Consider the following 12,899-nt stretch of genomic DNA (forward strand, 5'->3'; position numbering starts at 1 on the left):
ATGGTTTGGCTAAATATGCTATCATCCATGGATCATTCGCTAACCTATACCCTAGCGTATATTTGAATAAAGCGATTTGCTATTAGACTAATAAGAGAAAATTTACACTGTGATGTTGTCAAAATTAAAACAAGCAAAACATCAACAATATTTAGGGAGTTTACCTAAACTCTCCCAATCTATTGCTGATGTTAAAACGCTATATAAGACAGAAGATTTTCGTGATGTTTTGCTTGAGCAAATATCAACCGCTCAACATTGCATCTACATCACTGCGTTATATTTAGAGCAAGATGATGCAGGTAAAGATATTCTTCATGCGCTGTATGCAGCAAAACAAGCGAATCCGTCTTTAGAAGTTAAAATACTGGTTGATTGGCATCGCGCGCAACGAGGAAGGATTGGAGCAGCGGCAAATTCAACCAATGCTGATTGGTACTATAGTGTTTCACAACAGTACCCTGACATTGACATTCCAATTTACGGTATTCCTGTGAATACTCGTGAAGCCTTAGGCGTCTTACACCTTAAAGGTTTTATCTTTGATGATACCCTGTTATACAGTGGTGCGAGTATTAATGACGTCTATTTACAACGTCATGAAAAATATCGTTATGACCGATATCAGTTAATCAAAAATAAACAATTAACTTCATCAATGAAAAACTATATTGATGACGCATTGTTAAAATCAGATGCTATCCATCTACTCAATTCAGCCAATAGACCCAAAACGGCTGAATTCAAAAATATTATCAAGCAATTTCGTCTTTCACTCAGAGGGTGTTCATATCACTTTGACGGTAATGCTAACAATAATGAACTGGCAGTTACCCCGCTTGTCGGATTAGGTAAGAAAAATGATCTTAACCGGACCATTACCCATTTAATGGGGTCAACACAGAATAAGCTCATTATCTGTACGCCTTATTTTAACCTCCCTGCGGTATTAGTCAGAATTATTAGTCGACTACTACGTGAAGGTAAACAGGTTGAAATAATTATTGGCGATAAAACTGCTAATGATTTTTATATTCCCCCCGAAGAGCCATTTAAAATTATTGGTGCTTTACCTTATTTATATGAAATAAATCTACGTAGATTTGTTAGCCGCTTACAAAAATTTATTGATAGTCAGCAGCTAACTATTCGTTTATGGAAAGATGGCGATAATACCTATCATTTGAAAGGTATGTGGGTTGATTCACAATGGCAGTTGATCACCGGAAATAATTTAAACCCTCGAGCATGGGGATTAGATCTTGAAAATGCCGTATTGATCCACGATCCAAAGCAAGAAATGCAAGAGCAGCGTCAACATGAACTTGAATGCATTCGCACTCATACAAAAATTGTGAATCATTATCGTGAATTAGATAGTATCCAAACCTATCCAATCAAAGTGAAAAAACTCATTCGCCGTTTAAGACGAATTAGAGTAGACCGCTTAATCAGTCGTATCTTGTAATTTATCGTAGCACCACCCTTGTGGTGCTTTTCATATATCATTATGTTGATAAATAAATTGAAACGATTTAAAAAAATACTTCCTTATTTGCTTATTGGCATATTATTCAATACCGCAAGTTGCTCAAGCTTTCGTGTCGCTAATGATAAATGGACAGGAAAGGATAAGGCCCAACATTTTGCTTTTTCAGCCGCAATGGCAATGGCCGGTAATGCATATGCTGATAAACAAAATTGGCAACATCGAGAAGCTGCACAATTTGGAATATTATTTTCTGTTTCACTCGGAGTAGTCAAAGAATTATATGACAGCCGCCCCAGTGGCACTGGATGGAGTTGGCATGATATCGCTTATGATGTCGCGGGCTCTATCGCCGGTTATAGCTTATATCAAAGTTTAAAATAAAAACCAGTAATGATTTAACCAACTTATGTTCCCCCTACTTTTTATTCGCATATAACGCGTATTCTTCACGAGTCATACCACCAAATTGCCGATTAAAATCATCAAATGTTATCTCTTCAGAGATACCAAAATGGGCAAAAGCCTGTTTTTCCAACGGTGTTTTACATCTCTCTACGGTTTTTATTTCTGAAAAACTAACACCAAAATTAACACCATGTCTCAACAACTCCATATCTTGAATACCACTAGGTAGCATTGATGCATGTTCATTTGGATGGCTTTTTATTCCAACTCCCCAACATAATCGAGTAAAAGAGTCATTAGATAATGATCTTCCCGCTTGAATGGGAAACTCAATATCATCGGCAGTTAAACTCTTATTTCCAATAACCTCATATACACCTCTCATAACATGGTCATCCATCATGAAAAATGAATCCGATAAGCTGTGCTGTATAATTTCCTCAATAGGCATATTTTTTTCTTGGCTTTTGAACTGATACGTTCGGACAATTAAGGGCACCGTCATGAGATCATTCCAAATATGCTCTTGCTTCAGTAGGCCTGCTTTTTTTATTTTGTTGACCTGACCTATAATCAGAGCAAATCCATAATATTCCAGATCTATTTCATAACAAAAAATATCGCCATTCTTATATTTCACATTCTTTCGCGGGGCATTTTTCATGCGTTCCACTTTGGAGAAATAACGTTCATCTCTTGAAGACACGAATGTGGCTAACCATTGGCGAAACGCCTCAACAGTGTCAATTTGCTGGGGAAATGGAATCGGTAGACGAAGACTATTTTGGCTATTCGTCACATTTAACGCCGCACCAATTCCTGAAGTGCTTAAAGTTAAACTAAAACGACACCCCGTACTTTTCATGCCATTAATCGATGTATAATTTAATTTTTTCTCTTTGCCTTTTGCTGTTCTAGGCAAAACGAATTCTCTATTTCTCGTTTTAATTAAATTATCTTCTTCAATATAGAGGGTATTGATAAAACCATCACCAATATGCTCATAGTTATAGATAATTTTACAGATATCATCACCATCAAAATAAACAGCCATCCCTTTTTTAATTTCAACTCTATCCCATTGAGCGGATATCAACTCCAAGCCAAAAAGCGCTCTTTCATCATTGGTGAGGATGATATTTTCCATGTATTGACTCCCCATAACCTATCCCTCTATAAATCTGAATATTTGAACTATAACAATACCTAAAGTGCTGGTCATCAATATCATCCATTCCCCCTATCAATACCAGAAAGTTTTTTTATTTTTGCTAGTTATTTACCTATAAGTTGATGAGATGGATATCGAGTACTCAGTATGATAAAGCGATCTAAACCATTATGTTATTTAGATACCGATTGCGATTCATAAAAATAAACACCAGTCATCCTATAAAATGGTCTCAACCATGAAAATAAGTCGAATAGTGAGCCATTCCTTTATCTCTACTCAATGTATTGGCCATCAATATGCGGTTCGCTGGTGCAGGATTGGTGAGGAAGTGCCGTGGATGGGGTTGGTGGTGACAGTAAGGCAGAAGGATGATAAAACGGTATCACATCCCCCAAACGCAAAAAAGCCACCCATCGGGTGGCTTTCTCACTAATTTGATGTCTGGCAGTTCCCTACTCTCACATGGGGAGACCCCACACTACCATCGGCGCTACGGCGTTTCACTGCTGAGTTCGGCATGGGGTCAGGTGGGACCACCGCGCTATTGCCGCCAGACAAATTCGGTTTTCGTTCCCGTCGGCTTACACCAACCAGAACAGCAATCTTGAACAAGCTAATTTCTCGCACTCTGCGTGCGCTTCACAACGTTCTCTCTAAAACACCTTCGGTGTTGTCAGGTTAAGCCTCACGGTTCATTAGTACTGGTTAGCTCAACGTATCGCTACGCTTACACACCCAGCCTATCAACGTCTTAGTCTTAAACGTTCCTTTAGGACCCTTAAAGAGTCAGGGAAGACTCATCTCAAGGCAAGTTTCCCGCTTAGATGCTTTCAGCGGTTATCTCTTCCGCACTTAGCTACCGGGCAGTGCCATTGGCATGACAACCCGAACACCAGTGGTGCGTCCACTCCGGTCCTCTCGTACTAGGAGCAGCCCCTTTCAATCTTCCAACGCCCACGGCAGATAGGGACCGAACTGTCTCACGACGTTCTAAACCCAGCTCGCGTACCACTTTAAATGGCGAACAGCCATACCCTTGGGACCTACTTCAGCCCCAGGATGTGATGAGCCGACATCGAGGTGCCAAACACCGCCGTCGATATGAACTCTTGGGCGGTATCAGCCTGTTATCCCCGGAGTACCTTTTATCCGTTGAGCGATGGCCCTTCCATTCAGAACCACCGGATCACTAAGACCTACTTTCGTACCTGCTCGAGCCGTCACTCTCGCAGTCAAGCTGGCTTATGCCTTTGCACTAACCGCATGATGTCCGACCATGCTTAGCCAACCTTCGTGCTCCTCCGTTACTCTTTGGGAGGAGACCGCCCCAGTCAAACTACCCACCAGACACTGTCCGCACCCCAGATGATGGGGCCACGTTAGAACATCAAACATTAAAGGGTGGTATTTCAAGGTTGGCTCCATGCAGACTGGCGTCCACACTTCAAAGCCTCCCACCTATCCTACACATCAAGGCTCAATGTTCAGTGTCAAGCTATAGTAAAGGTTCACGGGGTCTTTCCGTCTTGCCGCGGGTACACTGCATCTTCACAGCGAGTTCAATTTCACTGAGTCTCGGGTGGAGACAGCCTGGCCATCATTACGCCATTCGTGCAGGTCGGAACTTACCCGACAAGGAATTTCGCTACCTTAGGACCGTTATAGTTACGGCCGCCGTTTACTGGGGCTTCGATCAAGAGCTTCTCCTTACGGATAACCCCATCAATTAACCTTCCAGCACCGGGCAGGCGTCACACCGTATACGTCCACTTTCGTGTTTGCACAGTGCTGTGTTTTTAATAAACAGTTGCAGCCAGCTGGTATCTGCGACTGGCTTCAGCTCCATCCGCGAGGGACTTCACCTAGCGCCAGCGTGCCTTCTCCCGAAGTTACGGCACCATTTTGCCTAGTTCCTTCACCCGAGTTCTCTCAAGCGCCTGAGTATTCTCTACCTGACCACCTGTGTCGGTTTGGGGTACGATTAATGATAATCTAGAGCTTAGAGGCTTTTCCTGGAAGCGGGGCATGAGCTACTTCGCCACCGTAGTGACTCGTCATCAGACCTCAGCATGTAGTGAACCGGATTTGCCTAATTCACCTGCCTACATCCTTAAACCGGGACAACCGTCGCCCGGCCAGCCTAGCCTTCTCCGTCCCCCCATCGCAATTATCACCAGTACAGGAATATTAACCTGTTTCCCATCGACTACGCATTTCTGCCTCGCCTTAGGGGTCGACTCACCCTGCCCCGATTAACGTTGGACAGGAACCCTTGGTCTTCCGGCGTGCGGGTTTTTCACCCGCATTATCGTTACTTATGTCAGCATTCGCACTTCTGATACCTCCAGCATGCCTCGCAGCACACCTTCACAGGCTTACAGAACGCTCCCCTACCCAACAACATTTACATGTCGCTGCCGCAGCTTCGGTGCATGGTTTAGCCCCGTTACATCTTCCGCGCAGGCCGACTCGACCAGTGAGCTATTACGCTTTCTTTAAATGATGGCTGCTTCTAAGCCAACATCCTGGCTGTCTGAGCCTTCCCACTTCGTTTCCCACTTAACCATGACTTTGGGACCTTAGCTGGCGGTCTGGGTTGTTTCCCTCTTCACGACGAACGTTAGCACCCGCCGTGTGTCTCCCGTGATAACATTCTTCGGTATTCGTAGTTTGCATCGGGTTGGTAAGTCGGGATGACCCCCTAGCCGAAACAGTGCTCTACCCCCGAAGATGAGTTCACGAGGCGCTACCTAAATAGCTTTCGGGGAGAACCAGCTATCTCCCGGTTTGATTGGCCTTTCACCCCCAGCCACAAGTCATCCGCTAATTTTTCAACATTAGTCGGTTCGGTCCTCCAGTTAGTGTTACCCAACCTTCAACCTGCCCATGGCTAGATCACCGGGTTTCGGGTCTATACCCTGCAACTTAATCGCCCAGTTAAGACTCGGTTTCCCTACGGCTCCCCTATACGGTTAACCTTGCTACAGAATATAAGTCGCTGACCCATTATACAAAAGGTACGCAGTCACCCCATCCTCAAATGTCCCGCTTGTCTTTGCGGCCAATCTTGCCCGATTTTTTAACTTCCGCTGCTCGTGTACTTCTATGTACACTGCGCTGCGGCTTGAAAAAATCAGCCAATCTTGTTTGCAAATCCTGCGCTGTTCTTGTGGTGGTTGTTTAAACCCTCACTCAATTGCCGAGGCACTTGAGTGATGGGGCTCCCACTGCTTGTACGTACACGGTTTCAGGTTCTATTTCACTCCCCTCGCCGGGGTTCTTTTCGCCTTTCCCTCACGGTACTGGTTCACTATCGGTCAATCAGGAGTATTTAGCCTTGGAGGATGGTCCCCCCATATTCAGACAGGATAACACGTGTCCCGCCCTACTCGTCGAGTTCACAACACCAACACCTTCGGATACGGGGCTATCACCCTTTACTGCCGGACTTTCCAGACCGTTCTCCTGATGCTGATGCTGATTAAGACTCTGGGCTGCTCCCCGTTCGCTCGCCGCTACTAGGGGAATCTCGGTTGATTTCTTTTCCTCGAGGTACTGAGATGTTTCAGTTCCCTCGGTTCGCCTCGTTTGACTATGGATTCATCAAACGATAGTGCAACGAATTGCACTGGGTTTCCCCATTCGGACATCGTCGGCTATAGCGGTTCATATCACCTTACCGACGCTTTTCGCAGATTAGCACGTCCTTCATCGCCTCTGATTGCCTAGGCATCCACCGTGTACGCTTAGTCGCTTAACCTCACAACCCGAAGGTGTCTTTTCGTGTCGTTCTGACCGGTAATGGCTGCGCGTGGTGAACTTCTGCGTTGGGCAGTGCTCGCAATGCTCACGTACCAATGTACGCTGCGCTTGCTGTGCGCTGTCCGCCTTGAATTTCACACTGCTCGCTCATTACAGTTGCCATCATGACAAAACAGCATTCGCGTTGAGATTTTTGAGAGACTCTCACATTGTTTAAGCGATAAACAATGTGCGTTGTTTCAATTTTCAGCTTGTTCCAGATTGTTAAAGAGCATAATTGTTAAACTAACTCAGTGAATTAGTTTAATCATTATTTATGGCCAGCACTTTCGAGAAAGTGCGAGCTAAGACATTTCAAGGCGTAGGCGCACAGCGAGCGGAATGTACATTCAGTACATGAGCATCGCGAGCACCGCACAACGCTGAAAGGTCGACGCGCAGCCTTTCGATTGACCCACACTGAATGGCGTCCCCTAGGGGATTCGAACCCCTGTTACCGCCGTGAAAGGGCGGTGTCCTAGGCCTCTAGACGAAGGGGACAACAAGGTCTTCAGTCAATCTTAGATTGGCTTTGCTCTACTTTTCATCAGACAATCTGTGTGAACACTTCACAGGAACACTTCAATGGTAAGGAGGTGATCCAACCGCAGGTTCCCCTACGGTTACCTTGTTACGACTTCACCCCAGTCATGGATCACAAAGTGGTAAGCGCCCTCCCGAAGGTTAAGCTACCTACTTCTTTTGCAACCCACTCCCATGGTGTGACGGGCGGTGTGTACAAGGCCCGGGAACGTATTCACCGTAGCATTCTGATCTACGATTACTAGCGATTCCGACTTCATGGAGTCGAGTTGCAGACTCCAATCCGGACTACGACGTACTTTATGAGTTCCGCTTGCTCTCGCGAGGTCGCTTCTCTTTGTATACGCCATTGTAGCACGTGTGTAGCCCTACTCGTAAGGGCCATGATGACTTGACGTCATCCCCACCTTCCTCCGGTTTATCACCGGCAGTCTCCTTTGAGTTCCCGACCGAATCGCTGGCAACAAAGGATAAGGGTTGCGCTCGTTGCGGGACTTAACCCAACATTTCACAACACGAGCTGACGACAGCCATGCAGCACCTGTCTCAGAGTTCCCGAAGGCACCAAAGCATCTCTGCTAAGTTCTCTGGATGTCAAGAGTAGGTAAGGTTCTTCGCGTTGCATCGAATTAAACCACATGCTCCACCGCTTGTGCGGGCCCCCGTCAATTCATTTGAGTTTTAACCTTGCGGCCGTACTCCCCAGGCGGTCGATTTAACGCGTTAGCTCCGGAAGCCACGCCTCAAGGGCACAACCTCCAAATCGACATCGTTTACAGCGTGGACTACCAGGGTATCTAATCCTGTTTGCTCCCCACGCTTTCGCACCTGAGCGTCAGTCTTTGTCCAGGGGGCCGCCTTCGCCACCGGTATTCCTCCACATCTCTACGCATTTCACCGCTACACATGGAATTCTACCCCCCTCTACAAGACTCTAGCTGACCAGTCTTAGATGCCATTCCCAGGTTAAGCCCGGGGATTTCACATCTAACTTAATCAACCGCCTGCGTGCGCTTTACGCCCAGTAATTCCGATTAACGCTTGCACCCTCCGTATTACCGCGGCTGCTGGCACGGAGTTAGCCGGTGCTTCTTCTGTCGGTAACGTCAATCGTTGATGATATTAGCATCAACGCCTTCCTCCCGACTGAAAGTACTTTACAACCCTAGGGCCTTCTTCATACACGCGGCATGGCTGCATCAGGCTTGCGCCCATTGTGCAATATTCCCCACTGCTGCCTCCCGTAGGAGTCTGGGCCGTGTCTCAGTCCCAGTGTGGCTGATCATCCTCTCAGACCAGCTAGGGATCGTCGCCTAGGTGAGCCATTACCCCACCTACTAGCTAATCCCATATGGGTTCATCCGATAGCGCAAGGCCCGAAGGTCCCCTGCTTTGCTCCTTAGAGATTATGCGGTATTAGCCACCGTTTCCAGTAGTTATCCCCCTCTATCGGGCAGATCCCCATACATTACTCACCCGTCCGCCGCTCGTCAGCGGGAAGCAAGCTTCCCCTGTTACCGCTCGACTTGCATGTGTTAGGCCTGCCGCCAGCGTTCAATCTGAGCCATGATCAAACTCTTCAATTAAAAGTAGTCTGATGCTCAAAGAATTAAACTGTTTATCAATTCGCTTCTGTTCGGCTAACATTGTCGGCTTCGCTCCGCTTTCCTCGCCGTACCTCAGTACTGTCTCGGAAATGCTCACTCGCCTTCGCGTTATCCTTCCACAATCGAATTGCACATTGTTAGTTCATATATGAATTAACGTGTTAGTCACTCTTCAAGACTTAAAATCAAATATTTTTTTGATAGTGTCCTGTGAGTGCCCACACAGATTGTCTGATAAATTGTTAAAGAGCGTTGCGACTTTATCTTTCGATATTAACCGTTTAGGTTGTTGTCGCGAGGTGGCGTATATTACGCTTTCCTCATCGAGAGTCAAGCTTTTTTTTCGCTTATCTTTTCAGATTCTCTCGTCTGCCGTCGTTAGCCTTTTGGGCTTGCCATCACATTCTGTGTTGGCTCATCGTCGGTCAGTGGAGGCGCATTATAGGGAGTCAGAAAATTCTGGCAACCCCTTTTTTCAATTTTTTTTTCGTTTGCTCAGATTGCCATCAAATTTAACTTAATAAGCCTATTTTTTGATGTTTTTTACTATCTGTGGCAGTTCAGCAATACTATCAATCACCATATCTGCATTGCTTATTGCTTCTTCAGTCACTTCTTCACCACTTCTTACTAAGATCGTCGTACCGACTTTTGCAGCTTTACCTGCTTGCATGTCAGCTAACTTATCTCCCACCATAATAGAAGAAGCCATATCTATATTAAGAAAAGATTGCGCATCTAATAGCATTCCAGGTTTTGGCTTACGGCAATCACAATCTTGGCGGTACTCAGCTTCTTTAGCATCAGGATGATGAGGGCAAAAATAAATACCATCAAGATCAACGCCACGGTCTGCTAATGACCAATCCATCCATTCTGTTAACTGCATAAAACTATCTTCAGAATAGATACCTCGTCCAATACCTGATTGGTTGGTGACAACAACAAGCGCGTAGCCCATTTTTTTGAGTTCAGCCATTGCTTCAATCGCACCGTCAATAAAATGAAAGTCATCTATCTTATGTACATAGCCATGGTCGATATTAATTGTGCCGTCTCTGTCTAAAAAGATTGCAGGTATGCCTTTACTCACCGATTTACTCCTCAAACTAAATGAGTTTTAAGTATCTCATGAAAAGAAAATAAATGAGAATAGAATAAATAAAGCAAACTTTATTGACTTAGACGTCTAGACGCCTTAACATCCAACCATGTTAGATTTAACTATCTAAAAATCGAATCCTATATATTTAGAAGAAATAAATGATAAAGCTCTCAAATATTAATAAAGTTTTCCAGCAAGGAAGCCGCAATATTCAGGCATTAACGGATATTAGTCTGCATGTTCCTGCTGGGCAAATCTACGGTGTTATCGGTGCCTCAGGTGCTGGTAAAAGTACTCTAATTCGTTGTGTAAACATGCTCGAGCGCCCGACTTCTGGGCAAGTTATTGTTGACGGCCAAGATTTAACAGCAATGCCTGAAAAATCTTTGACGAGAGCTCGTCGCGGTATTGGGATGATATTCCAACACTTTAACTTATTATCTTCTCGAAATGTATTTGATAACGTTGCGTTACCACTGGAATTAGACAATACGCCTAAAGATAAAATCAAAGCACGTGTCAATGAACTGCTTGATCTTGTTGGGCTGGCTGATAAAAAAGATGCTTATCCCGCTAATCTTTCTGGGGGACAAAAACAACGTGTTGCTATCGCGCGAGCCTTAGCAAATTCACCAAAAGTTTTATTATGCGATGAAGCAACTAGTGCGCTAGATCCTGCCACTACACGTTCGATTCTTGAGTTACTCAAAGATATTAACCGCCGTTTAGGGCTTACTATTTTATTGATCACTCATGAAATGGATGTAGTGAAAAACATTTGTGACCAAGTCGCTGTGATTAGCGGTGGACAATTGATTGAACAAGATAAAGTCAGTGAAGTGTTTTCACACCCTAAAACACCTATTGCCCAAGAGTTTATCAAATCAACATTAGTTATTGATATTCCAGATGACTATAAAGAAAGACTAAAAAGTGAACCCGCAGCAGATTTATCGCCTTTGCTGAAACTGGAATTCACAGGTCAATCCGTTGATGCACCACTTATCTCTATGGTTGTGCGTAAATTTGACATCGATATCAACATATTAAGTTCTCAGATTGATTACGCCGGTGGCGTGAAGTTTGGCGTAATGCTCGCTGAACTCCATGGTATCAATGGCGGGGTTGAAGCAACTATTGAATTTTTGAAAGAGCATCATGTCAAAGTAGAGGTATTGGGTTATGTCTGAGGGAATGATTTCACTACTTATATCGGGAACGATTGATACCATTATTATGACTTTCGTTTCGGCGATCCTCGGTTTTATCATGGGCGTACCTACTGGCGTTCTACTTTACGTGACTCGTCGTGGACAAGTTATGGAAAATACTGTTCTTTATGCTGTAATTTCAGCAATCGTGAACATTTTCCGTTCAATACCATTTATTATTTTATTAGTCTGGATCAGCCCTTTTACCAAGTTTTTAGTCGGCTCGGCAATTGGCATTGAAGGGGCCATTGTTCCCCTAACTGTTGGGGCAATTCCCTTCATCGCCCGTATGGTTGAAAATACCCTATTAGAAGTGCCAAGTGGTTTGATTGAAGCCTCCCGAGCTATGGGCGCGACACCACTACAAATTATTAAAAAGGTTCTATTACCAGAGTCTTTACCTGGGATCATCAACGCGGCAACGATCACCTTAATTATGCTAGTTGGGTATTCAGCAATGGGTGGTGCAGTCGGTTCAGGGGGATTAGGTCAAATAGCAATGCAGTATGGCTACTATACTTATAACCCATTAGTGATGAATACCGTGCTTGTACTGTTAATCATCTTAGTCTTCGTCATTCAATTTACTGGCGAATATTTAATGAAAAAAGTGTCACATAAATAGTCCGTAAAAATAGCAGCGCCGCTTTAAGGTGCTATAAAGAAAGCGTTTAAGGGGTATATCTATGTCTATTAAGTTAAAATCTATTGCCGTTGTTGGCGCGCTATTAGGCTCATTAGTTCTAACGGGTTGTGGCGAAAAAGAGAAAGACCCGAATAGCATCAAAGTCGGTGTTATTATGGGGAAAGAGTTGGAAGTCGCTGAAGTTGCACAAAAAGTCGCAAAAGAAAAATACGGTTTGAATGTAGAACTTGTTGCCTTTAATGATTTCGTTTTACCAAACGAAGCTCTCAGCAAAGGTGATATTGATGCTAACGCATTCCAACACAAACCTTATCTTGACCAACAAATTAAAGATAGAAATTATAAATTGACGCCTGTCGGCAATACCTTTATCTATCCTATCGCGGCATATTCCAAACAAATTAAATCAGTTGATGAACTTGCTGACGGCTCACAAATCGCATTACCTAACGATCCAACGAACTTAGGTCGTTCACTACTTCTCTTACAACAACAAGGTCTCATTAAACTTAAAGATGGAACAGGTTTAATGCCTACCGTTTTGGATGTTACTGAAAATCCTAAAGGATTGAAGTTTGTTGAATTAGAAGCACCACAATTACCACGAGCACTGGATGATCAAAAAATTGCTCTAGCTATCATCAATACCACGTGGGCAAGTAGTGCAACACCTAAATTAACCCCAGCAAAAGATGGTTTATTTGTAGAAGATAAAGAATCTCCATATGTCAATATTATTGTTGCTCGTGATGACAATAAAGATGATGAAAATGTGAAGAAGTTTGTTCAAGCATATCAATCAGATGAAGTTGCTAAGAAAGCAGATGAAGTTTTCGATGGTGGCGCAGTTAAAGGCTGGTAATCTTTTTTATTCGTAAAAAAATGATTAATATACTAGGTGGTGTAATGCCACCT

At 44.1% G+C, this 12,899-nt stretch carries 8 protein-coding genes, 1 tRNA gene and 3 rRNA genes; 6 read left to right on the forward strand and 6 right to left on the reverse strand.

What is annotated here, in order from left to right; translation table 11 throughout:
- Positions 1–112 precede the first annotated feature (112 nt).
- Both pssA and G3341_RS15400 read left to right on the forward strand, forming a co-directional pair.
- Positions 113–1,468 carry a CDP-diacylglycerol--serine O-phosphatidyltransferase gene (gene pssA / locus G3341_RS15395; protein WP_163862826.1) on the forward strand — a complete coding sequence of 452 codons (1,356 nt, stop codon included), beginning with the start codon at positions 113–115 and terminating at the stop codon, positions 1,466–1,468.
- A gap of 42 nt (positions 1,469–1,510) precedes the next feature.
- Positions 1,511–1,873, forward strand: coding sequence for a YfiM family lipoprotein (locus G3341_RS15400; RefSeq protein ID WP_154624429.1), 363 nt, complete (start codon positions 1,511–1,513; stop codon positions 1,871–1,873).
- Between the two features lie 34 nt (positions 1,874–1,907).
- On the opposite strand, the gene G3341_RS15405 is transcribed toward G3341_RS15400, so the two are convergent.
- Positions 1,908–3,044: an immunity 26/phosphotriesterase HocA family protein gene (locus tag G3341_RS15405; RefSeq protein ID WP_244316442.1), complete on the reverse strand. Its 1,137-nt coding sequence runs from the start codon at positions 3,042–3,044 to the stop codon at positions 1,908–1,910.
- 262 nt (positions 3,045–3,306) lie between these two features.
- On the opposite strand from G3341_RS15405, the gene G3341_RS15410 reads away from it, so the two are divergent.
- Positions 3,307–3,504, forward strand: coding sequence for a hypothetical protein (locus G3341_RS15410; RefSeq protein WP_163860651.1), 198 nt, complete (start codon positions 3,307–3,309; stop codon positions 3,502–3,504).
- Positions 3,505–3,510: 6 nt separating this feature from the next.
- Here the strand turns inward: G3341_RS15410 and rrf are convergent.
- The 5 genes from rrf to gmhB all read right to left on the reverse strand — a co-directional run bounded on the left by rrf (position 3,511) and on the right by gmhB (position 10,115).
- Positions 3,511–3,626, reverse strand: a 5S ribosomal RNA gene (gene rrf, locus G3341_RS15415).
- 119 nt (positions 3,627–3,745) lie between these two features.
- Positions 3,746–6,831 (reverse strand): 23S ribosomal RNA (locus tag G3341_RS15420).
- 466 nt (positions 6,832–7,297) lie between these two features.
- Positions 7,298–7,373, reverse strand: a tRNA-Glu gene (locus tag G3341_RS15425).
- A gap of 88 nt (positions 7,374–7,461) precedes the next feature.
- Positions 7,462–9,001, reverse strand: a 16S ribosomal RNA gene (locus tag G3341_RS15430).
- The 16S, 23S and 5S rRNA genes sit together here with 1 tRNA gene alongside, the layout of an rRNA operon.
- Positions 9,002–9,548: 547 nt before the next feature.
- Complete coding sequence (gmhB, locus tag G3341_RS15435) at positions 9,549–10,115, reverse strand: D-glycero-beta-D-manno-heptose 1,7-bisphosphate 7-phosphatase (RefSeq protein ID WP_163862830.1); 567 nt, start codon at positions 10,113–10,115, stop codon at positions 9,549–9,551.
- Between the two features lie 170 nt (positions 10,116–10,285).
- Between gmhB and metN the strand changes: the two genes are divergently transcribed.
- From metN to G3341_RS15450, 3 genes are all read left to right on the forward strand, one after another.
- Positions 10,286–11,317: a methionine ABC transporter ATP-binding protein MetN gene (metN, locus tag G3341_RS15440; protein WP_154625055.1), complete on the forward strand. Its 1,032-nt coding sequence runs from the start codon at positions 10,286–10,288 to the stop codon at positions 11,315–11,317.
- Positions 11,310–11,963: a methionine ABC transporter permease MetI gene (gene metI, locus G3341_RS15445; protein WP_163862832.1), complete on the forward strand. Its 654-nt coding sequence runs from the start codon at positions 11,310–11,312 to the stop codon at positions 11,961–11,963. Before metN ends, metI begins: the two co-directional genes overlap by 8 nt.
- A 61-nt stretch (positions 11,964–12,024) precedes the next feature.
- Positions 12,025–12,846 (forward strand): MetQ/NlpA family lipoprotein, encoded by an 822-nt coding sequence (locus tag G3341_RS15450; RefSeq protein WP_154625053.1) that lies wholly within the window; start codon positions 12,025–12,027, stop codon positions 12,844–12,846.
- Positions 12,847–12,899 lie beyond the last annotated feature (53 nt).

The organism is Providencia vermicola (genome assembly GCF_010748935.1).
In the GTDB taxonomy this organism is placed as follows: domain Bacteria; phylum Pseudomonadota; class Gammaproteobacteria; order Enterobacterales; family Enterobacteriaceae; genus Providencia; species Providencia zhejiangensis.